The organism is Bacteroides sp. OF03-11BH (assembly GCF_003604005.1).
Lineage (GTDB): Bacteria > Bacteroidota > Bacteroidia > Bacteroidales > Bacteroidaceae > Bacteroides > Bacteroides ovatus.
The window spans coordinates 143,960-168,289 of record NZ_QTMW01000006.1; the positions used below are offsets into that span (position 1 = coordinate 143,960).

The following is a 24,330-nucleotide window of genomic DNA, read 5'->3' on the forward strand; positions in this document are numbered from 1 at the left end:
AAGACCTTGTTCCTCACCGATGAACGACCCTTTCCTCACCGAGGAACGAAGGCTTCGACAACGGGGAACTTTAAGAACGATTATTCCAGCCAGATATTTCCTAGTTCAATCTCAACTAACTCTTTCTTGTTTCCTGACATTGACAACTCCAGCTTTTCAATCCTTTCCGGTAAAAATGCGATTTCCGTTTCCGGATGGAAATACTGTTTCAAGAAGGTCGGATAAGCTATCGGCAGCAGTGCCGTGTCTGTCTGGCGTAAATCTTTCAACGGTATCCGTATGATTCCCTCCGATGATGGAGCAGGACAAGGGCTTTTATAAGTATATCCGTCTGACGTTACGAAACCGGCACTGAGTCCTTCCGGAAGTGCTTTCGTGCGATTTACCCGGATACAGAGAACGCTACAACCCTTTACTCTTTCTTTTCTTTCTTCAATCAGGTTCTTTACGAACGTGCGGAGGAAATAGTGCGGATTTTCTCCTTTAGGAGTAAACCGGAACCGGAGCAAAGGTTTTTCCACCGGAGAAGAATCAACCAAAGTACGTTGGAGATCATTCCATTCGGGAAGCGTGTATGCTTCTATCCGGCTATCTGCGTCCGTAATAGTCAATAGTGGTATCGCACTATCTGGGGCAACAACACGAGTAGTCCAATAGGCTCCGGAAGTATAATTCCAGTCCAGTGGATTTCCCTTTATTCCCGATGATGAATTCCTGTAATCGGAATTTCCTGTGGGATAAGTGCGAGTGCTGTTGCCCCGGCATACGATGATGTTATACCTGAAACAATCATCCTTTATTTCTGTAGCGGGTATCGTTGCTTGATAGGTATATCCGCCTGTACGTTTCATCTTGATATATGGATTATGCTCATTCCAAAAAGATATCTTATCGGTGTAGATAATCACAGAATCCGGGAATTCGGTTCCTACCACCTGTGCACTAATCGTCAAATCCTTATTTGCTTCAGTGGTTGCCGATGGAGTATGAACGACTTTATAATCCGTCACACGTGGAGCAGGAGCCACATACTCTCCGATGCGGATGGAATTCCATTGAGAGTCTGCCTGCCAGTTCTGTTTGGGCGTACAGTTTTTACGTTTCAGCAGATAGGTACCCGGACGAAGTCCGCGGATAGTCCCGTCTGTCACATCTCCTTTCTGCTGATTTCCTTGATTGAGGGCCGTAAAGGTAAATTCCATCCCTAAATCAGGTATTTGCAAAGCCATGTCCCAAGTACCATAAGCGATGGTAACCACTTCTTTATCGAGTGACGGTTTGGCAAACGGATCGTTCACTACTACCGCGTCCGGCATCACTTCCAGTCTCCAGACTCCCGGTTCGAGGCAATCCATGAAATAAGCACCTGTTCCCTCATAATGAATGATCGGAGAACTGCCACAACCGGCAATGGAAACAAGTTGTGACGCATCTTTGGGCTGGGTGTTGGTATGATTGGAATAATAGAATTTCTTTCCATTATTTAATTCGCTCAAGTCCTCTGTATAACTGACACGAAAACCGTCACCAAATAAAGTGTTCTGTGGATAACTGCCGTATGATTCACCTCTTTTCAGACTGCGTGCAGCTTCGGCGGCTATCTTCATACTGATAGCTTTATGAGGCGTACAGGCAAGATTCAAGAAATGAGTCTGATATTCCGTATTGGCATAAGCGATATCCATCGGATCATACGCAAACTGGGTAATCCATTGAAAACCTGCTGTACGGAAAGTGTGTACCATGGCCGGATACATATAAGAATACATGATATCTGCCGGATCGAACTCATATACCATCCGTGTTTTCTTATCGAATCCTTTCACTTTATCGGAAAAGGGAATATCATAGCGGTCTATATAGGGAAGGAAATTTCCCTGCTGTGTCTGTCCGGATACCAGTCCGATGGGATACCATTGATAAGTAGTTCCCTGAATGGCAGTTTCGTAATAAGCCTCTACTACATATCCGTTGTGGCTTACATTATAGAATACAGGTTTGCGGTTTCCTGTTTTATTGATCGCTTTCAGCATCCGGTTGATATAGGCTTTTACCTCTTTCTTCGTACCGGAATGACAAGGTTCATTATTGATTTCGAACCCAACAATGGAGGGATCGTCTTTATAAGCTAACCCCGTATATGGATTGACGTGCTTCACCAAACCATGAAGATAGGTTTCTTGTGCAGCGATAGCTTCCGGGTGGGAGTGCATATCGCATTTATCATATTTATAGGAGAAGCCGCCCGTCTGTATGTTTCGTTCGGGATATCCGTTCCCGAAGTTGGTCTGCGCGGTAATCACAATATGAATATTGCGTTCTTTGAGTTTGGCAATCAGGTAGTCCATCAAGTCGAGATGCTCGTTTTCGAGGAGATTTCCCTGTCCGTCTGTCAGTTCCACATCCCATAAATGAATACGGTAAGCATTCAGTCCCAGACGGGAGATATGATATACATCTTTATCTATAGCAGCTTTGCGGTCCAGTCCCAAATATCCAATGGCACGGTAAGCATGGGCGAAAGGCAGCGTATAATTAACACCGAAAAAGGAAGCCTCCCGGCGGGTGTCACTCCAACGCATCACCCCATTTCCATCTATATATATAATAGGTGTAGAGGATGATTTGCCTTGCACTTTGACAAAGGTAGATATCAAACAAATAAAGGTAAGGATCAACAGTCTTTTCATGCTATCAAATTTATCGGTTTATTGACAGCAACAAAAGTAATTTATTGGTCATTTCAATAAAAGCACAGATTGGACATATAAGGATAAAAATAGGACGAAATGTCTCCAAATACCTCTACAGGTCTTCATTAAGGTACTGGCGTGGCGTTTTTCCGAATTCTGCCTGAAAACATTTGGAGAAGTAAGAATGATTGGAAAAGCCTACCATGTACATCACTTCGGCAACGGTAAACTTCTTTTGTTGCAACAACATGGCCGCCTTTTTCATCCGGATCGATTTGATGTATTCCACTGGAGACATTCCGGTCAGCTGTTTAATTTTCCGGTAAATCTGCTTATTACTGATACCGGATAATTCACAAAGCGCATTCACATTCAATTCCGATTCAGAAAGATGATCCTCAATCAGGCGGATAATGTTCGACAGAAATTTCTCATCTTGAGATTCTGCTTCGATTGGTTTAAGAACAGGCAACGATTCCAACTGCTTTTTCACTTGTGTCGCCGGAATCTCTTCTTTCTCTACGGCGATGACAGGGATATTCAGGCCAATGGAAGTTCCTTTTCCTTCGTTCGAGGTGACTCCGTTGATGTGACCGCCATGAAGTTCCGTATAAGTCTTGACCAGATAAAGTCCGATACCTGTACCTTCCTTATTGCCGGAATGTGGAGACTGGAAAAAGCGCTGGAAGATATATGGAATATCTTGTTGCGGGATTCCGCTTCCTGTATCAGAAACACAAATATCCAACAATTCCGTTTCTTCACGATAGAAAAGAGACAGGCGGACACTTCCACCATCCGGGGTGAATTTGACGGCATTTGAAAGCAGATTATCTAAAATCACTCCAAGTTTGATGGCATCCATATCAGCATAAATTTTGGCTTTATTCGTCTCGAAATGGAATGTGATCTGTTTGTTTTCCTCATAGACGGAAAACAGGCTACGGCTGAATGACACAAGTTCGATGCGCGACAAAATCAGCAGCGAATCTTTATTATCCTCTATCCGGTTGAAGTTTAATACCTGATGAATCAATGAGTTTATTTTCATTGCATTACGCTGTACCTCCTCCAGTGTCTGTTTCTCATGCACTTCTTCTGCAACGGGGAGCAATTGACTGACAGGAGCGATAATCCGGCTAAGCGGTGTCTTTAATTCATTAGACAAATGGGTAAAGAAAGCCATTTTCTGGCGTGATTGTTCCAGAATCTTCTCTTTTTCCATCCGTTCCATTTTTAGACGGTTCTTGACACGGAAAAAGTTGATAACCCAGGCAATGAGGCTCAAGAATAAAAGAATGTAGATTATCTTTGCCCAAAGTGTGTAATACCATGGAGGGAGAATTTTAATATTCAGGATATATGGATGCTCGGAAGGAGAACCGCTCTTTTCTACTTTGCTGATTACCAGCTGATAATCCCCATAACCCAGATTACTGTACGTAATGCGATTCGTGTTGGATTGCAGGAAATTCCATTCTTTGTCCATACCTTCCAGCCGGTAGACGAATTCATGTTTTTCTTCTAGCGAGTAGGGGAGGTCTGAAAGTTCGAAAGCCAGGTTGTTCTGGTCGTATTTTAGTTCGATAGCATCGGTATAACGGATGTTGGGAATATTCTCTCCAGTATGCGGAGACATCAGTTGATTGTTGATATATAAGGCAGTCAGTAAAATGGAGTGTTCCGGCTGATTCATGGCTTGTATTTCGGGACGGGATATGCCGAACCCGTCTGCACCTCCCAGATAGATATTTCCATCTTCCGGATCAAACATGAGACTGGTGAAACGTTTATCCGTCAGGCTTTGCTGGCGGGCATCCATTGTTCTCCGGTCGATGATCCAAAGTCCGTTAGTGGTGGAAACCCAGATATGTTCTTTTACAGAGGTCATAGACAGAATCTCGTTATTGCTGAAATTGCCGAAAGAGATACTTTGCTGACTCGAGTCTTTGGGATTGATACGCATCACCCCTCCGTGAAATCCTACCCAAAGCATGCCGTCTTCATCCCGTAAAAGGTAGTTCGGGCTCTTCTCGCCACTTAATTCATCGGCAAACAGCTTTGTCACTTGCCGCGTACGGGCATTGATTTTGTCTATTCCTTTGCTGTTGTATAACAATACCCATACATTACCTTCCGCATCAGGGACAATCTGATTAATGAACATCCCCGATAACCCATTATGAATGGAATAATTTTGATCGGCTACATACGATTTTCCGGCAGATTGTATCAGTTTATGTTTGTCCACTACAAAGATGCCTCCGAGACAGGTGGCGATCCAAAGCTTCCCGTCAGTATCTTCAAACAGGTAATAAGCCCAGTTGGTATTATAAGTTCCTGTATTGTCTACGATGTTGTAATGTACAAATTGATGGGTATTATAGTCATAGCGGTTGATACTTCCGTCTGTGGCTATCCATAACTGCTGTTCTCTATCCTCGTAGATGTGCCGTATCCGGTTGTGGGATAACGGATGGTTTTTATCCCCCATTCTATACCAGATAGCATCGTGTTTATTGCCTGCCGGATGGGTGAACCGGATCACTCCGTTTGTACCTCCGAACCAATAGAATCCTTTGGAATCCCGGAACAGGGAATAGAACTGATTTCCGTCTCCCGTGCCTGTGATTTGAGAAATCGGTACAAATTGCAGCGCACTGTTATAGCGTGACAGGGAAATGCCATAATCTGTTCCCAGCCAGATATTATGTTCCTGATCCGAGAATATGTTCCAGATAATATTGTTGGTTAGTGACTGGATATTGCGTGAATCGTGAATGATATGCTGCAAAGGTTCTTTGTCATTCTGGTACACATAAAGCCCGTTGTCTGTACCTGCCAGCAAATTTTCATCTCCGTCCAGTGCCAGTGATTTGATGGAGTTGTTATGAAATACCTCTATCGCCTTCATCTCTCCTGTAGTGGGATTGTATTGGAAGAGATAACCTTCCATCCCGATCCAGATACATTGTCGGGTGGTGTCTTCCAACAGAGAATTGACAAACAAATTGCTGCCTCCCCGGTTAACGGGCAAAAGGATGTTTTCAAATTTTCCACTTGCCTGCACATAGCGGCATAATCCGTTGTAAGTACCTATATAAATTTGATTATCTTTTGTCTGAATGACGGAATAGATGGTGTTATGAGGCAATCCGGTCTGTTTGCTATCGAAATGATTCAGTTGACGGCTTTTTAACTGATAAGTATATAATCCATTCAACGAACCTATCCACAATGTATCTCCCTGGAGTACCATGGTACGGACATCCGTTGGGAAATCAGTATCCGGTTGCTCATATTTGTCTGTTCGATAGTTATAAACAAGAATCCCGTTATCTGTTCCCAGATATAAATAAGTGTTATCTGCTATAATACCGCAGTAGATACGTGTGTTAGTACGTTCTCCATACGTGAAATGCTGTTGTGTGGAATAACCGTCATAACTGAATAAACCCTTGTTGGAACCCACCCATATCAGTCCCTCGCTATCTTGCAGGAAGCAACTAATCACCGAAGCTTCGGCCCCGAGATAGATGTTGTCGAATTGCTGATAATTTACTTTTTGCCCATACACATTGCCACTGCTACAGTAGGCAAGGATGAGAAAAAGAATTGTTGTAATTCGTTCGCGCATGGTGTTAGGTTTGCAGGTTTTTAAATCTGTAATTGTTGTAAAAGTATTCCTTCTTTTCTGCAAATGTAGGAAAAATGTCGGTTACACTTGTAAATATCCCGCTCTTTTTGTTCCTTTGCTATCTATTTATAAACAGAAAACTTACGTATGAGAAAACTAATTTATTGGCTTTTATTGCCGTTGGCAGTGGCTGTGAGTGCATGTGGCGGTAAAAAAGGATCTTCAGATAATACGTCGACATTGGCGATGATAGACAGTGTGGATGCTCACGGATTGCAGCGTATGCAGACGTCTAAGAGCGAAACCGACTTTAAATTTAAGGGGAAAGATTATCATTCCCTCGTTTCGCGTACTCCGGATGAAAATCTGCCCCATGTGACAAACGAGCTGGGAGATACCTATGTCGACAATAAAATAGTGTTGCACCTGACTCGTGGTAATGAAACCGTGTTGAACAAGACCTTTACCAAGAATGATTTTTCATCGGTAGTCGATGCGAACTTCCTATCTAAGTCTATATTGGAAGGCATTGTATATGACAAGACTACTCCGCAGGGAATTGTGTATGCAGCGAGTGTTTGTTATCCGCAGACAGATTTGTATATGCCGCTTTCCATAACGATTACCGCTGATGGAAAAATGAGTATACAGAAAGTGGATATGCTTGAAGAAGATTATGACGATGAAGCACCTAATTAAGCTTGTAGGCGGGTGTTGACAGTAAAATTACACAAATGTGAAAACATTTGAGACAAAAGAAAGGCAGCCAATGAGGTTGCCTTTCGTATTTTTGCACCGTCAACAAACTTAATACCGAATAGAATGAAGAAAAACATTTTTGCTATCTGTGTGGTAGCAGTAGGATGTACGGCACTGACCGCTCAAACCCAAGATACACAAACGTTGGTTCCGCTTACGGAACGGGTAAACGTGCAGGCGGATTCGGCACGCGTCAATCAAATTATAGACGATTGCTGGGTAGCAGTAGGGACTAAAAAGCCTCATGCAATTCAACGCGACTTCACACGTATGTTCAACGGTAAGCCTTCCTATCGTTTTGAATTGAAGGAAGATGATAACACCCTGTCAGGATATGCCAAAGGGGAAACAAAAGGGCGTGCGGAATTTTCTTATTGTTATGCAGCTTCCGATGATTTCAAAGGCCTGCCTGCCGATGTTTATCAGAAAGCACAGATTACCAAAACTGTATATCATCATGGGAAAGGTATTTGTCCGCAAGGAGCTTCCCGCGACTATGAGTTTGCCGTATATATTCCTTCTTCATTGGGTAGCGATGTCTCGACAATTTTTGCCCAATGGCATGGGATGCCGGATCGTACATTGGTACAAACTCCACAGGGAGAAGTGAAGAAACTTACGATTGACGAGTTCGTTGAACTGGAAAAGACTACAATCTTTAAAAAGAATGAAGGGCACGAGAAAGTAGCCAAGCTGGATAAACAAGGTAATCCGGTGAAAGACAAACAAGGAAATCCTGTATATCAGGCCGGAAAGGCCAACGGATGGCTCGTGGAACAAGGAGGCTATCCTCCATTGGCGTTCGGGTTCTCCGGCGGATGGTTCTATATCAAAGCAAATTCCGACCGTAAGTGGCTGACGGATAAAGACGACCGTTGCAACGCAAATCCCGAAAAAACACCGATCATGAAACCTGTAACATCAGACTATAAAGCATCGACCATTGCTTACAAAATGCCTTATGCCGATTTTCCGAAAGACTGCTGGATTACATTCCGCATTCATATTGACTGGACAGTCTATGGCAAAGAGGCGGAAACGATTGTAAAACCGGGTATGCTCGATGTGCAGATGGACTATCAGGAAAAGGGGAAAAAGGTTAGTAAACACATTGTAGACAATGAAAAAATCATGATTGGACGTAACGACGATGATGGTTATTACTTCAAGTTCGGTATTTACCGTGTAGGTAATAGCACTAAGCCGGTATGTTACAATTTGGCAAACTATTCAGAAAGGTAATTAGTCAGAAGGTAAAAAGAGAGTGATATCCGGATGTTCTTTTTGTGAGCATCCGGATATTTTTTTAGTTCTTTTACCGTTTATTTGTCAGCGCAGCAATGATAGTGATACCATTTTTACTGTCATAATTTGCTGATTGTAATAAAGTTAAAAATGATAAAAAATAGGACTGCATCTAGTAAGTACGTGTCAGGTATGCAAAAAGATTTGTTTTTTTGCCGCTTGCCAAATGGCATATATAAAATAACTAGTGATGCAAATGATGAACAAAAATGGGTTTAGCCGATGTGCAGAGTTCTACATCGGTCGTTTGCGAAAGGAAGGAAGGCATTCTACAGCGCATGTCTATAAGAATGCTATCTTCTCTTTTAGCAAATTTTGTGGCACGTCCAATGTGTCGTTCAGACAGGTTACCCGCGAGCGTTTACGACGTTACGGGCAGTACCTTTATGAGTGTGGCTTGAAGCCTAATACGATTTCTACGTATATGCGTATGCTTCGTTGTATTTATAATCGAGGAGTGGAAGCAGGTAGTGCACCTTACGTACCCCGATTGTTTCATGATGTTTATACGGGAGTAGATGTTCGCCAAAAGAAAGCTTTGCCTATCGGTGAATTACGTAGACTTTTGTATGAGGATCCCAAATCGGAGCGTTTGCGTCGAACACAGGCTATTGCTGCCTTGATGTTTCAATTCTGTGGAATGTCATTCGCGGATTTAGCTCATCTGGAGAAATCAGCTTTAGATCAGAATGTGTTACGGTATAACCGTATCAAGACTAAAACTCCGATGAGTGTGGAAATACTTGATACTGCAAAGGAAATGATCAACCGGCTTCGTAGTAACCAGGATTCTCATCCGGATTCTCCGGATTATCTGTTTGATATTCTTAGCAGTGATAAGAAACGGACGGATGAAAGGGCTTATCGGGAATACCAGTCTGCCCTCCGTCGATTCAACAACCGTTTAAAGGACTTAGCGAGAGCTTTACGTTTGAAGTCTCCTGTCACTTCTTACACACTTCGCCATTCTTGGGCAACGACAGCGAAGTATCGGGGAGTATCGATTGAAATGATTAGTGAATCATTGGGACACAAATCTATAAAAACCACACAAATCTATTTGAAAGGCTTCGGACTTAAAGAACGTACGGAGGTAAATAAAGGGAATTTATCTTACGTGAGAAACTGTTGTGTAGACAGATGGTAGATATGTAAAATGTTGATAATCAGAAGTAAAATATGTGTGTTACTTCTTAGGTAACAGAACTTAAATTTGACGCAAAGATAGACAAAAACACGAATAGTAAGCAAATATTCTTCCACTTTTTTTCGTTTTATCTGAAACATAGAGCAAAAAACTATCTGAACATGAAATAATCTTATTTCCATGCTCTATACTTTTTCATTGCCTAATTCAATAGTTTTCTTATTGAATATTAGGCTTTTCCATTTTCTACGCCTTTGTCATGTATGTGATTTCTATTTTCACTGTAGTATGCGTTTCGTGTATGTATTGTCTGTTACCTAAGAAGTAACGGATGAACATGGGGTAAAAAAATATGATTTTAACGAAACCGAAATCAGTAAATGCCGGGCCTAGTAGTGGGACAGGGGAAGGCGTAGCACACTCAAAACGCTGGTATGTAGCACTCGTTCGAATGCATCACGAGAAAAAAGTTGCCGAGCGTTTGTCTAAGATGGGAATTGATTCTTTTGTTCCCGTTCAACAACAAATCCATCAATGGAGTGACCGTCGTAAGATGGTTGATACAGTCTTACTCCCAATGATGGTTTTTGTACATGTCAATCCAAAAGAACGTATGGAAGTCCTTTCATTTTCTACGGTCAGCCGTTATATGGTGATGCGTGGAGAGAGTACTCCTGCCGTTATTCCTGACGAGCAGATGGCCCGTTTCCGTTTCATGCTCGATTATTCCGAAGAAGCAGTCTGTATGAATGATACTCCACTAGCGCGTGGTGAGAAAGTTCGTGTCATAAAAGGTCCTTTGAGTGGACTTGTTGGCGAACTTGTGACTGTAGGCGGGAAGAGTAAGATTGCCGTTCGTTTAAATATGCTTGGCTGTGCTTGTGTAGATATGCCAATCGGTTATGTAGAACCCACAAAGATCACCAATGACAACACGAAGAAAATTTAACGTATTTCTATTCATTCTGTTGCTGGGAGTTTTTTCTCCTTTAATGGCTCAAAATATGAGCGACTCCCAAGTTCTTGAATATGTCAAGGATGGCATCCGCCAGGGTAAAGAACAGAAACAACTAGCTTCTGAACTGGCACGTAGAGGTGTGACCAAAGAACAGGCAACTCGTGTGAAGCAACTCTATGAGCAGCAAAACAATGTCAATGCTTCCAATGCAACGGGTACCGACATCAATGAATCACGCCTTCGTGAGGAAATGAAAGAAAACACTTCCGATATGCTGGAAGACCACCCGAGCACTCAAGACCTCGCACTTGGGAACCAGGTTTTCGGACGAAATATTTTCAACACCCGTAACCTTACTTTTGAACCCAGTGTCAATATCGCCACCCCCTTGAACTATCGTCTGGGTCCCGGTGATGAAGTGATTATCGATATCTGGGGAGCCAGCCAGAACACTATCCGCCAACAGATTTCTCCTGACGGCACGATCAACATTCAGAAAATAGGTCCTGTCAACCTGAACGGACTAACTATTGCTGAAGCCAATGACTATCTCAAAAAAACATTAAACAAGATATATAATGGTCTTAATAATGCGAATGATCCCACCTCTGACATCCGTCTGACTTTGGGCAGCATACGTACTATCCAGATCAATGTAATGGGTGAGGTTGTCCAACCGGGCACTTACTCTCTCTCTTCTTTTGCCACAGTCTTTCATGCACTTTACCGTGCGGGTGGAGTCAGTGACATAGGAAGTCTTCGCAATGTGCAGCTGGTACGTAACGGCAAAAATATCGCCACGATCGACGTCTACCAATTTATCATGAAAGGAAACATTCAGGATGACATTCGTCTTCAGGAAGGCGATGTAGTAATAGTCCCTGCCTATGACGTATTGGTTAAGATCGACGGAAAAGTGAAACGCCCGATGCGTTTCGAAATGAAAAAGGATGAGAGCTTATCCACCCTTATTAGTTATGCCGGTGGCTTTGAAGCTGACGCCTACACCCGTTCCTTGCGTGTCGTACGTCAGAACGGACAGGAATATGAAGTAAACACAGTCAAAGACCTTGACTATAGTGTCTATAAAATGCGGAACGGTGATGTTGTGACCGTCGAAGCCATCCTTAATCGTTTCATCAATAAACTTGAAATCCGTGGAGCCGTTTATCGTCCCGGCATCTACCAGTTGAATGGAAAACTGAATACAGTCCGTGAACTGGTAAACGAAGCTCAAGGCCTGACCGGTGATGCCTTCTTGAACCGTGCCGTTCTCTACCGCCAGCGTGAGGACTTGACTACCGAAGTTGTTCCAGTAGACATTAAAGCTATCATGGACGGTACTTCCCAAAACATCATCCTGATGAAAAACGATATCCTTTATATTCCGAGTATTCATGACCTGGAAGACAGAGGCAACGTCGTAATCCATGGTGAAGTAGCCAAACCTGATTCCTATCCTTATGCGGATAACATGACCCTTGAAGACTTGATCATTCAAGCGGGTGGATTGCGTGAAGCCGCTTCTGTGGTTCGTGTAGATGTATCCCGTAGAATTAAGAATCCTCGTAGTACAGTAGATAACGATACTATCGGCCAGATATATACATTCTCCCTAAAAGAAGGTTTTATTGTAGATGGAACTCCTGGCTTCGTACTTCAACCTTATGATGAAGTTTATGTACGTCGTAGTCCAGGGTATCAGGCTCAACAGAATGTGGTTGTTGAAGGTGAAATTCTGTTCGGAGGCTCTTATGCAATGACCAGTCGTGAAGAACGTCTTTCGGACTTGATCAATAAAGCTGGAGGTGCAACGAATTATGCCTACTTACGTGGTGCAAAATTGACTCGTGTGGCTAATGCAAGTGAAAAGAAACGCATGGGTGATGTGATCCGCTTGATGAGCAGGCAGTTGGGTGAGGCTATGATGGACTCTTTGGGTGTTCGTGTGGAAGATACCTTTAGTGTTGGTATTGACTTGGAAAAGGCATTGGCTAATCCTGGTAGTACAGCAGATATTGTCTTGCGTGAAGGTGATGTGATTTCTATTCCGAAGAACAATAATACGGTTACAATTAATGGTGCTGTAATGGTTCCGAATACAGTTTCATATATAGAGGGTGAGAATATAGATTATTATCTGAATCAAGCCGGTGGTTATTCTGAAAATGCAAAGAAGAGTAAGAAATTTATCGTATACATGAACGGCCAGGTAACTAAAGTGAAAGGTAGTGGTAAGAAACAGATTGAGCCTGGGTGTGAGATAATTGTTCCCAGTAAATCAAAGAAGCGTACTAATATAGGTAATATTCTAGGTTACGCTACTACATTCAGCACTTTGGGAATGATGGTTGCATCTATTGCTAATCTGATCAAAAAATAAAAGATAACAGCTTATACCACTATGATAGAAGGAGAATCTGAAAAAGAAATAAGACAGAAGCAGAGTAACCATACAGATGAAGAGATCGAAATTGATCTAATGGATATTCTTCGTAAGATTATAGGTATTCGTAAGACAATCTATAAAGTTGCTGGTATTGGTTTGATAATTGGCATTATTATAGCAATCAGTATTCCTAAACAGTACACAGTTGAAGTTACTCTTTCTCCAGAGATGGGAAGTAATAAGGGCAATGGTTTATCTGGTTTGGCAGCTTCTTTCCTTGGAAATGAAGTTGCCATGGGTGATGGTACTGATGCATTGAATGCTTCTTTGTCTGCCGATATTGTTTCTTCTACTCCTTTTTTACTAGAACTTTCTACAATGGAAATATCAGTATCGAAAGATGAAAATATGACATTGAATATTTATTTGGATGAGGAATCTTCTCCATGGTGGAATTATGTAATTGGATTCCCTGGTATGGTAATTGGTGGAATGAAGTCATTGTTTGTTGAAGAAAATAACGAATTAGTAACTTCAGATAAAATCAATCAGGGGATAATTGAATTATCTAAGAAAGAGTCAAGGAAGATTGAAACTTTAAAAAAAATGATAACTGCCTCTGTAGATAAGAAAACATCTATGACCACGGTTGCTGTGACTTTACAAAATCCTAAAGTAGCTGCGGTAGTTGCTGATTCTGTTGTAAGAAAATTGCAAGAGTACATTATAGACTATCGTACATCCAAGGCTAAAGAAGATTGTCTTTATTTGGAGAAACTCTTCAAAGAACGTCAACAAGAGTATTATACTGCCCAGAGAAAATATGCTAATTATGTAGATTCTCATGACAATATCATATTTCAGAGTGCGCGTGCTGAACAGGAGCGATTACAGAATGATATGAGTTTAGCGTATCAAGTGTATAGTCAGGTTGCAAATCAGCTTCAAGTTGCTAGAGCTAAAGTTCAGGAGGAGAAACCTGTATTCGCTGTTATAGAGCCTGCAGTGGTACCATTGAATCCTTCGGGAACCAGTAAGAAAATATATGTTTTGGCTTTTGTTTTCTTTTCTGTTTGTATTGTCATACCATGGAATTTATTTGGGAAAGATATTTTGAATAAATTTAAAGATATGCGAGCTTAAGATCAATAAGTAAAGTGATATGGCATCAACTAACCAGATAAATAAAATAGTAGAACTTATTGCTGTTTTAGGAGATTTGATCATACTGAACTTTAGTTTGTATCAATTCCTTTTCTTTTGGAAAAAAGTATTCATATATTTACCTTTTTCTTGTACTGCTTCTTTTATGATGACTTCACTAAGTCTTTGCTATTTGGCATGCTCGGTATCTCGTGGAAAAGCTTGGAATAGTCGAGAGATTCGTGCAGACCAGCTAGTGTTACGTGTATTGAAGAATATTATAATATTTTCAGTCTTTTGGGCATGTATCATGGCTTTTAGCGGAATTTCTATTATTTCTCCACTTTTTTTTGTTCTTTATTTTTTTATTCTCTTTGTTATTTTAAGCATCTATCGTATCATTATTCGTCATTTGCTAATTAGCTATTGTGCTAAAGGTAATCATAAACATTATACAGTTTTTGTAGGTGGAGGTAATAATATGCAGATGCTATATGAGGAAATGGAGAGCTCTTTGGCATCTGTCTATGAAGTTGTCGGCTATTTTGATATTCTCCCTAATGAGGAGTTATCCTCACAGTGTCCTTATCTAGGTACTCCTGACTGTTTTGCGGATTTTATGGCAGGAAGGACTGATATAAAGCATATCTTTTGTTCTTTGTCTGTGGAACAGGGGCGTTATAATGTTCCTATAACAAATTATTGCGAGAATCACTTACTTTATTTTCATGGTGTTCCTAATGTTTTTAAGGGGTTTCCTAGGCGTATTTGTCATAGTATGGTAGGAAATATGCCGATTCTTAATTTACGGTACGAACCGCTTAGTAAAATGGAGAATCGTCTATTGAAACGAGTGTTTGATATAGTTTTGTCAGGATTCTTTTTAGTTACTATTTTCCCATTTATTTATCTAATTGTGGGGATTATTATTAAACTAACTTCTCCTGGACCTATCTTTTTTACACAAATGAGGACAGGCTTGAATGGTGTGGAATTCAAGTGTTATAAATTTCGTTCTATGAAAGTAAATGAAGAAGCTGATAGTAAACAAGCAACGATTGATGATCCTCGAAAAACAAAATTTGGAGATTTCATTCGCCGTTATAACATTGATGAACTGCCTCAATTTATAAATGTTTTTAAGGGTGAAATGTCAATAGTGGGGCCTCGTCCTCATATGTTAGCTCATACTGAAATTTATGCACAGCTAATTGATAAATATATGGTACGTCATTTTATCAAGCCTGGAGTAACTGGGTGGGCACAAACACATGGCTTTCGTGGTGAAACTAGAGAATTGTCCCAAATGGAGGGTCGTGTTAAGGCTGATATTTGGTATATGGAACATTGGACACTATTACTTGACTTATATATTATTTATAAGACTGTGATAAATGCACTTATTGGAGAAAAAAATGCATACTAAGGAAAGATATATAAATAGTCTTTCTTTCTAGGAAAAATGTTGTAAAAAATAGAAATATGGAAGCTCGAATTATAGATTTGCCTAAGATTTTAGATAGACGAGGTAATCTTTCTATTATAGAGGAAGAAAATCATATACCATTTAAAATAAAACGTACATATTGGATTTATGATGTTCCTGGAGGAGAAAAACGCGGAGGTCATGCTTATAGAGAAAATCAAGAGTTTATAGTAGCTCTCTCTGGAAGTTTTGATGTACTTCTTGATGATGGGAAAGAACAAAATATTTTTCATCTAAATCGTTCTTATTATGGATTATATGTACCGAAAGGATTTTGGCGGAAAATGGAAAATTTTTCAACAAATTCACTTGCTTTAATATTATCATCTACTCCTTTTAATGCGGATGATTATATATATGATTATGAACAATTTAAGAAAGTATTTAATGGCTAAGTCAACAGTATATGATTGTTCTATCATAGAACTTCCTAAAATAGAGAATCGTGCGGGAAATATAACCCCTATTCATGGAGGTTTGAATGTTCCTTTTGAGATAAAACGTGTGTTTTATAGCTATGATATACCTGGTGGAGAAGCTCGTGGAGCACATGCTCACAGAGAATGTCATCAATTTCTTATTGCTGGTAGTGGTAGTTTTGAGGTAGTACTTGATGATGGAGTAAATAAGCGTACTGTATTACTGAATCGTCCTTTTTATGGATTACATATTCCCCCTGGAATATGGGCTTCTGAACAGGGTTTTTCTTCAGGATCTATTTGTTTGGTATTAGCTTCCGATACTTATAATGAGAAAGATTATATAAGAAATTATGATGATTATTTAGTATATAAAAATGCGCTATGATTGAAATACAACAATATAAACCAGATTGTATACAAGTTTGGAATCAGTATGTCCATAATTCAAAGAATGGGACTTTTTTGTTCGACAGAAATTATATGGATTACCATTCAGAGCGATTTCAGGATTTTTCCTTAATGATATATCGAAATTCTAAACTTTATTGTCTTTTACCGGCAAACAAAGTCGATAACATTCTATATTCTCATCAAGGATTGACTTATGGTGGTTTTATTATAAATTCTAAAGTAACAGTTTCGGATTTAATAGAAGTTTTGGATGCTGTTAATTGTTATTTGAAAGAAAAGGGGATTGTGAAAGTCATTTATAAGGCAATTCCATATATTTATCATAAATTGCCAGCGCAAGAAGACCTATATGCTTTATTTAGAATTCCTGGATGTAGATTAATTGCTCGAAATATTTCTTCAACAATCTTTCTAAGTAATAAAGTGAAATTTATAGAATCTCGTAGGTCTGGTATTCGCAAAGCTTTGAAGAATGAAATAAGAATAGAAGAAAGCGATCATTTAGAATTATTTTGGGATATATTAAATACAAATCTGAAAAATAGATATGGTGTGAGACCTGTTCATACACTTCAGGAAATGCAATTATTAAAATCTCGTTTTCCGGAGAATATAGTTCTATATTTAGCTTTTCAAGGAGAACGTGCAATAGGGGGAACCTTATTGTATCTAATGGGGCATATTGTTCATACACAGTATATTTCAGCCAGTTTAGAAGGTAAAGAGGTTGGGGCTTTAGACTTGCTTTTTGATTATTTGATTAATACACAATATGCAACTTGCGAATATTTTGATTTTGGTCAGTCAACAGAAAATAATGGTGAGTATTTGAATGAAGCCTTGATTTTTCAGAAGGAAGGCTTCGGGGGGCGGGGAGTTATTTATGATATTTATGAATATGAACTATGAAGATTGATATTTATGATGGCTTTATCATTAATCCTACTGTTGAAGTAACTCCAACCATTCGGATTTCTCCTTTCATCGAGAAGGATTTGAATCGTTTAAATGTAGATATAGAGATTGCTAAAGAATATTTGCGTGAAAGATTTGGGGAATATTTATTGACCATAAAAGCACGTGATGCAATTTCTTTGGCTTTGTCATATTACGATCTAGTTCATGATGATGTTGTAACGATATTAACGACATCTGGTAATTATTATATAAGTAGCTGTGTTACTAGAGAAATAGAGAAATATTGTTTATGGTCTAGAGAAATAACAGAACGGACTAAGATTATTTTTATTAATCATGAGTTTGGGTATCCTTGTGAGAGATTAAATGAATTGAAAAAATATAATATACCGATTATTGAAGATTGTGCACATTCTTTTATTTCTAAAGATAAACATTCACTGATAGGAAAAATAGGTGATTTTGTAATATATAGCTTACCTAAAATTTTTCCAATGCAAATAGGAGGTGTTTTAGTCTCAAATAAAATGCAATTTCCTTCTGATAATATGATACCATCACGTTATCAAGATTATATTTTAAAGAATCTTTCAAGAAATATACCATTAATAGATTATATTGCTGAACGGCGTTTATTTAATTATACATATTTGTCTGAAAAGCTTTCATATATAGGGATCTCTCCGTTTTTTTTATTGGAGAAGAAGAGCATTCCAGGTGTCTTTTTATTTAAATGGGAGGATAATATAGACTATAATTCACTGAAGATTTTTATGCAAAACAATGGTGTTGAATCAAGTGTTTTTTATGGTAAAAGTGCATTTTATATCCCAGTCCATCAACAACTCGATATGTTTCATTTGGATTATATGATAACTTTACTAAAATATTTCAAAGATGGTTTATGCTAATATTATGCTAGGTGAAAATGTGCAATTAGACCCCTCATCGTCGATTAATAATATAATTATAGGAAATAATGTAAGAATAGCCAAGTATGTATCTGCATATGGTGGTCCTAATAATTTATTAGAAATTGGAGCTAATACCTATATTGGGATGAATTGTATCTTAAATGGGTTTTCTGCAAAGTTAACAATAGGAAAATATGTAAGTTTTGCTCAAAATGTTAATATTATGGTAGATTCAGGTCCAAATGCTAGTAGTGAAATGCAAAAAATTTATCCAATATATAAAAAAGAAGTCTCTATTGGAGATCATTCATGGATTGGTGCATCGGCAATTATTATGCCAGGGGTTATATTGGGCAAATTTTGTGTTGTTGCAGCTGGTAGCTTTGTAACAACTTCATTTCCTGATTTTTCAATAGTTGGCGGAACACCGGCAAAACTGATTCGAAATTTTTCAGATAGTGAAATAAAAAAATTAGCTTATGATTAAATTTTTAGATTTACAAAAAATAACAGAAAGATATTCTGTTGAAATACATGAAGCGGTTAGTCGTGTTATTGATTCAGGCTGGTATCTTCAAGGGAAGGAAAATGAAGATTTTGAGGTAAATTATTCCCAGTATATTGGGACTAAATATACCGTAGGTTGTGCAAATGGGTTAGATGCATTAGTTTGGATATTTCGTGCTTATATAGAAATGGGGGTAATGCATCCTGGTGACGAAATAATAGTTCCTGCTAATACTTATATTGCCTCTATTTTAGCGATATCAGAGAATGGGTTAATCCCTATTTTGGTAGAACCTAATATTGAGACTTATCAAATAGATGACTCCAAAATAGAAGCATTTATAACAGAGCGCACAAAAGGTATCTTAATTGTTCATCTTTATGGCCAATGTGCCTATACTGATAAAATAGGGGATATTTGTAATAAATATCATCTTAAGTTGGTGGAAGATAATGCTCAAGCTCATGGTTGTATATATCAGAGTAGAAAGACAGGTTCATTAGGAGATGCTGCTGGGCATAGTTTTTATCCAGGTAAGAATTTGGGGGCATTAGGAGATGCTGGTGCAGTAACAACTAACGACGAGGAATTAGCAAAGGTGATTCGTGCGATTGCTAACTATGGTTCACATAAAAAATATGTATTCAAATATTGTGGACGCAATAGTCGATTGGATGAGATACAAGCAGCTGTGCTAAATGTGAAATTAAAGCATTTGGATGAAGATTTAGCTATTCGTAAGGAATTTGCAAGATATTATATTGATCATATAACTAATCCAGCAATTATTACTCCAATAATAAAAGACTGGGATACTCATGCATTCCATATTTTTACTATTCGTGTAAAAAAACGTAATGAATTGCAGAAGTATTTAGCTGACAATGGTGTACAGACTATTATTCATTATCCTATACCTCCTCATAAACAAGAGTGCTTTAAGGAGTGGAACAAACTTTCGTACCCTATTACGGAACAAATTCATAATGAAGAACTTAGTTTGCCATTAAGCCCAATAATGATGAATATGGAGATAAAAACTATTGTTGATTTACTGAACAAGTGGGAATGATATATAAGTTTGCCTCTTTTGCTAAACGTACAGCGAAAGAGGATATAGTAAAAGTGTTTTCATTTAATGCTATATCTACCTTAGTGCGTATGCTTACAGGATTAATAAGCGTAAAAGTTGTGGCTTCTATTATAGGTCCATGTGGGATTGCTCTATTAGGTCAATTGAATAATTTTTCAACTATCTTATTGGGAGTAGCTAATGGCGGAATTAATAGTGGAATAACGAAATATGTAGCAGAATATAAAGAAGATGAATCTGCAATAAAAAAAATTCTATCCAATGCTTTACAGATAACTTTATTTTTCACTTTTATAGTGAGTTTAGGGTTAATAATTTTACATAATCAACTTAGTCGTTTGGTAATGCTTTCTGATGAATATGGATATGTATTCTTAATTTTTGGTTTTACAATATTTCTGTACACTCTGAATACTCTATTAATTTCTATCCTAAATGGATATAAAGAGTTTAAAAGATATGTGATTGTGAATATATCAGGGACTATAGTTGGATTACTTTTTACTATATGTTTTGTTTTTTCTATGGGATTGAAAGGTGCATTGATTAGTGCCGTTTCTTATCAGAGTGTGGTGTTTTTTGTTACATTTTGGATATGTAGAAAAGCTCCATGGCTATCTGTCATCTATTATAGAGAGAGGTTAGATAGGAAGATACTTCGACGTTTCCTGAATTATTCAGCTATGACATTAGTCTCATTATCAGTTGTTCCGGTTAGCCAAATGTTATTACGTGGATATGTTATTTCTGAAATATCTATGACAGAAGCTGGATGGTGGGAAGCAATGAATCGTATTTCAAACGTATACTTAATGGTGATAACCACCTCTTTTAGTATTTACTACTTACCTCGTTTATCAGAGATAAAGGAAATTTCGGAATTACGGTATGAAATATTCAAGTGTTACAAAGTCATTATTCCTATATTATTATCGGGGTTAACTCTTGTATATTTATTGAGACATTTTGTTGTTATGATACTTTTTTCTCCAGATTTTTATCCGATGGAGAGCTTGTTTATTTGGCAATTGTTAGGAGACTTTTTTAAAATATCTAGTTGGTTGTTAGCTTTTTTGATGGTAGCAAAATCTATGACTAAAACATTTATTGCAACTGAAGTCGTATTTTCTGGTTTATTCGTGGTATTAGGATATTTGTTTATGAATCTAAATGGAGTGGTTGGGATAACACAAGCATATTTTGTGAACTATGTAATATATACGGTTTGCATGGTTGTCATATTTAGGAAAATTATCGTTTATAGGGTATTATGAGGCAATAATAGAGATAATGTAAGATTATAAATTCTCTTTTATTTTAATATTAATTTGTAGTGTTGAGAACGTAGATTGTTTTGTCGTTGAAAATCAAAACTAAAGTATATACTTCATAACTATATAGAAAACTAGATAAGCTGATAGTTTAAATAAGTTTAGATTATTTGTGAACAGAATAGAATGCTAAAGTGGCATAGATTATGAAAAAGGGTACATTGACAGAAAGGCAAGTAATAGACATTTTTGAGATAATAAAACAAAAAGCTTCTGATAAGATGCAAAGTGGGCATTTGGAACAGAGTATTTGTTATATAGAAGTAGCTGCACAATGGGCTTATAATTATAATTTTAAATATGTTGATGAAGATTTGGAGTTTCTTCTGCAAAATATATCTTGTAGTATAAAAGAACGTTTGCTGCAGGATAGATTCACGGTAAATAATGGAGAAGAACGTATCGTGCTTGTTTGTAACAGAACTATAAATGGAGGGGAAGTGACTCAACAATATAGTAAAGCATTGGCCAAGGTCGGAGTTCCTGTTTTAATAATCGTATTAAATCGTATTGTTCAAATTAATGGGGTTAGAATTGGTTCTACAGAAATTCCAGCCTATTTGCAAGATAAAGAAAATATTACCATTAAAATAATTGAGGAGTCAAGATCTTTAATGGATACAACGGAGGAGGTGGCGAGAGAAATCCGTAATTTTAATCCAACGAAAATATTGACTCATGTATGGCCATGGGATGCACGGTTAATAATTGCTGTCATGGCTGCTAAGCAATGCCCATGTTATAATATTAATTTTAATGATCACACATTTTGGATTGGTAAATCAATGCTTGATTATTTGATAGAATTTAGACCATATGGAGCTTCAGTTTCGGTAGATAGACGTGGGGTGAAGTTGAGTCAATTGCTTTATTTACCTTATTATCCTATCATATCCGACGATATACCTTTTCAAGGATTCCCTTTTGATCGAACAGGGAAAGTTGTGATTTTTACAGGAGGGACAGAGTATAAAATGTTAGATGAGGAGAATTTATTCTTTGACATCATGGATAAAGTTTTAGATGATAACCCAAATTCGATTGTCTTTCTTGCATCTACATCATTAAGGGAGATAAAAAAACGTATCCTTAGAATGAAGAATGGAGAGCGCGTATATACATCTAAATATAGAAAGGATATATCTCAACTTTTTAGAAACTGTGATATATATTATGGTACATATCCTTTGTCTGGAGGTCTAATGTGTCAATATGCAGCTGCTTTTGGTAAACCAATTTTGGCTTATGCAAAAAAGAGAGTAGAGTTGGATGAGGTGGATGGCATTGTTAATTATCATAATGAAGCACCGATTGCCAAAAATGATTTAGATACACTATTTGCATATGCTAAGGAATTATGTAATGATCCTTTGTATAGAAAATCAGAGGGACAAAGATTGCGTTGTGCAGTAATTAATTCCCAAGAGTTTGATAAAAAACTTAATGATTTATTGACTGGTAATTATGAATCAAAGCAAATGTTACCTTTGGATATTGCTTATGATAACATTAAGGAGTTCTATTTTAATTATGCAAACAACTATTGTAATGGGTATTTATCACTTCTACTTAAAACATTTAAGTTTCGCTCTTTTATTTATTTTCCTCGTTATTCTGTATTATTTGTAATGCGATTATTAGACTTTTTTATATATAAGTTGAAAGCTTTCTTTTAATGGACATATCTAGCTATATGTGCTATGTTAATATGGGAGATTTGCAGATGAAGAGCATTTTAATGATATATAGTTTTGATGAATTGCTAAAATATAATGATGTATGGTTTATTTATTGGTATTTCAGTTGTTAGTTTTCTTATTGATATGCAATACTACTTTTGTTGCGCTGACATCACTAATAGTATTTTTATCATATAAGATAAAAAGAAAATATAAATTGGGAGGGGTGGACAGTCAAAACGATGTAATAAAGAATAAACACTCTTCTCTTTATCTGTTGAAACGCTATTTGGGTGGATTTATGCGTTATTATGATTACCGGGTATCACAAGTACCATCCCATCATTTTCGTAACTTTGTTTATCGTAATGTATATTGTGTAGATATGGCACCGAAAGTCGTAATATATTATGGTACTGAAATGAGAGAACCCTATAAAATAAGAATAGGATGTGGAAGTATTATTGGAGACCGGGCCATATTGGATGGGAGAAATGGCATTGAAATAGGTGAAAACGTAAATTTATCTTCTAATGTGTCTATTTGGACAGAACAGCACGACCACCGAGATTCATTTTTTCGTTGTGATACACAAACGAAAACTCCTGTTAAAATAGGTAATCGTGTTTGGATAGGTCCCAATGCCTTAATTCTTCATAGTGTGGAGATTGGAGAAGGAGCAGTAGTGGCAGCAGGTGCAGTAGTCACGAAGTCTATAGAGCCTTATACTATTGTTGCAGGAGTTCCAGCCAAAAAAATTGGGGAACGAAATAAGAATTTAAAATATGAAATGACTGGGGAATATGTACCATTCTACTAGTATCTTGATATGAATATTGATGATTTTACTATAGGAATAAAAAAGAATGGAATTCTAATCTTTTTAAAGTGTAATAGTTGATGATATAGGATCCTTGAGCTTTTTATTTGTATGAGTTGAAGATTAGAGAATACTTACTAATAAAAAAGAATGTATGTTTTTCCGAAGAATGCAAGACCTTTGTTTTAAAATTATGTCTAAAATGGTAAGCCCACATGGTGCAGCTGAGCTTATGAGGAGTAAGTTTCATTATCTTGGTAGAAATGTGCAGTTATATTCGTGTAGTATACCAGAACCATATTTAGTTAGTATTCATGATAATGTAATTTGTGCTGCAAATGTAAGGTTTATAAATCATGATGTAAGTTGCTTTAATATAGCACAGTATTTGGGGATTTCATTATCAGAAGTGGATAAAGTCGGTAGTATTGAACTTTTTGAGAACTGTTTTGTAGGGGCATATTCAATACTTTTACCTAATACCTCTGTTGGTGCAAACTCTATAGTTGCTGCAGGTAGTATAGTTACTAAACATATTCCATCTGGGGAAGTATGGGGAGGAGTTCCTGCTAAATTTATAATGACTACGGATGAATATGCCAAAAAAGTAATTAAGAATTGCCATAATTATCCGTGGATGAGTAAAAGATGCAATAATAGGGATCTTATAAAAATGAGGCAACAATATTTTTTTAGTAAAAATAAAGCCTAGTATTT

The 24,330-nt window shown here is 37.7% G+C and carries 19 protein-coding genes; 17 read left to right on the forward strand and 2 right to left on the reverse strand.

Annotation, left to right across the window (positions count from 1 at the left end; genetic code table 11):
- Window positions 1–80 precede the first annotated feature (80 nt).
- The gene (locus DXA54_RS06745) at window positions 81–2,690 is read right to left on the reverse strand and encodes a cellulase family glycosylhydrolase (protein WP_120079126.1); all 2,610 of its coding nucleotides are present in this window, start codon (window positions 2,688–2,690) and stop codon (window positions 81–83) included.
- 115 nt (window positions 2,691–2,805) lie between these two features.
- Entirely contained in the window at window positions 2,806–6,330 is a 3,525-nt protein-coding gene (locus DXA54_RS06750) for a two-component regulator propeller domain-containing protein (protein WP_008651436.1), read from the reverse strand.
- 147 nt (window positions 6,331–6,477) lie between these two features.
- Between DXA54_RS06750 and DXA54_RS06760 the strand changes: the two genes are divergently transcribed.
- The 17 genes from DXA54_RS06760 to DXA54_RS06845 all read left to right on the forward strand — a co-directional run bounded on the left by DXA54_RS06760 (window position 6,478) and on the right by DXA54_RS06845 (window position 24,325).
- A complete protein-coding gene (locus tag DXA54_RS06760; protein WP_008651438.1) occupies window positions 6,478–7,029 on the forward strand; it encodes a DUF4738 domain-containing protein in 552 nt (183 codons plus the stop codon).
- Window positions 7,030–7,152: 123 nt separating this feature from the next.
- A complete protein-coding gene (locus DXA54_RS06765) occupies window positions 7,153–8,331 on the forward strand; it encodes a heparin lyase I family protein (RefSeq protein ID WP_008651441.1) in 1,179 nt (392 codons plus the stop codon).
- Between the two features lie 259 nt (window positions 8,332–8,590).
- Entirely contained in the window at window positions 8,591–9,541 is a 951-nt protein-coding gene (locus DXA54_RS06770) for a tyrosine-type DNA invertase cluster 3b (protein WP_004325372.1), read from the forward strand.
- A gap of 352 nt (window positions 9,542–9,893) precedes the next feature.
- A complete protein-coding gene (locus tag DXA54_RS06780; RefSeq protein ID WP_004325374.1) occupies window positions 9,894–10,490 on the forward strand; it encodes a UpxY family transcription antiterminator in 597 nt (198 codons plus the stop codon).
- Window positions 10,468–12,882, forward strand: a complete 2,415-nt coding sequence (locus DXA54_RS06785) for an SLBB domain-containing protein (RefSeq protein WP_008651445.1) — start codon at window positions 10,468–10,470, stop codon at window positions 12,880–12,882. The genes DXA54_RS06780 and DXA54_RS06785 overlap by 23 nt, the downstream gene beginning before the upstream one ends.
- 21 nt (window positions 12,883–12,903) lie before the next feature.
- Entirely contained in the window at window positions 12,904–14,031 is a 1,128-nt protein-coding gene (locus DXA54_RS06790; RefSeq protein ID WP_008651448.1) for a Wzz/FepE/Etk N-terminal domain-containing protein, read from the forward strand.
- A 19-nt stretch (window positions 14,032–14,050) separates the two neighbouring features.
- The gene (locus DXA54_RS06795) at window positions 14,051–15,457 is read left to right on the forward strand and encodes an undecaprenyl-phosphate glucose phosphotransferase (protein ID WP_008651449.1); all 1,407 of its coding nucleotides are present in this window, start codon (window positions 14,051–14,053) and stop codon (window positions 15,455–15,457) included.
- A gap of 56 nt (window positions 15,458–15,513) precedes the next feature.
- On the forward strand, window positions 15,514–15,912 hold the full coding sequence (locus DXA54_RS06800) for a sugar 3,4-ketoisomerase (RefSeq protein ID WP_032852924.1): 399 nt from the start codon (window positions 15,514–15,516) through the stop codon (window positions 15,910–15,912).
- Complete coding sequence (locus DXA54_RS06805) at window positions 15,905–16,324, forward strand: sugar 3,4-ketoisomerase (protein ID WP_032852925.1); 420 nt, start codon at window positions 15,905–15,907, stop codon at window positions 16,322–16,324. The genes DXA54_RS06800 and DXA54_RS06805 overlap by 8 nt, the downstream gene beginning before the upstream one ends.
- Complete coding sequence (locus tag DXA54_RS06810) at window positions 16,321–17,259, forward strand: GNAT family N-acetyltransferase (protein WP_008651451.1); 939 nt, start codon at window positions 16,321–16,323, stop codon at window positions 17,257–17,259. Before DXA54_RS06805 ends, DXA54_RS06810 begins: the two co-directional genes overlap by 4 nt.
- Entirely contained in the window at window positions 17,256–18,179 is a 924-nt protein-coding gene (locus DXA54_RS06815) for a DegT/DnrJ/EryC1/StrS family aminotransferase (RefSeq protein WP_008651453.1), read from the forward strand. Before DXA54_RS06810 ends, DXA54_RS06815 begins: the two co-directional genes overlap by 4 nt.
- Window positions 18,166–18,669, forward strand: coding sequence for an acyltransferase (locus DXA54_RS06820; RefSeq protein WP_008651455.1), 504 nt, complete (start codon window positions 18,166–18,168; stop codon window positions 18,667–18,669). Before DXA54_RS06815 ends, DXA54_RS06820 begins: the two co-directional genes overlap by 14 nt.
- Window positions 18,662–19,762 (forward strand): DegT/DnrJ/EryC1/StrS family aminotransferase, encoded by a 1,101-nt coding sequence (locus DXA54_RS06825; RefSeq protein WP_008651457.1) that lies wholly within the window; start codon window positions 18,662–18,664, stop codon window positions 19,760–19,762. The genes DXA54_RS06820 and DXA54_RS06825 overlap by 8 nt, the downstream gene beginning before the upstream one ends.
- A complete protein-coding gene (locus tag DXA54_RS06830; RefSeq protein ID WP_008651458.1) occupies window positions 19,759–21,057 on the forward strand; it encodes an O-antigen translocase in 1,299 nt (432 codons plus the stop codon). The genes DXA54_RS06825 and DXA54_RS06830 overlap by 4 nt, the downstream gene beginning before the upstream one ends.
- A gap of 203 nt (window positions 21,058–21,260) precedes the next feature.
- Entirely contained in the window at window positions 21,261–22,790 is a 1,530-nt protein-coding gene (locus tag DXA54_RS06835) for a hypothetical protein (RefSeq protein WP_008651460.1), read from the forward strand.
- Window positions 22,791–22,893: 103 nt separating this feature from the next.
- On the forward strand, window positions 22,894–23,613 hold the full coding sequence (locus tag DXA54_RS06840; protein WP_008651468.1) for an acyltransferase: 720 nt from the start codon (window positions 22,894–22,896) through the stop codon (window positions 23,611–23,613).
- Window positions 23,614–23,806: 193 nt separating this feature from the next.
- The gene (locus tag DXA54_RS06845; protein ID WP_229090527.1) at window positions 23,807–24,325 is read left to right on the forward strand and encodes an acyltransferase; all 519 of its coding nucleotides are present in this window, start codon (window positions 23,807–23,809) and stop codon (window positions 24,323–24,325) included.
- Window positions 24,326–24,330: the final 5 nt, after the last annotated feature.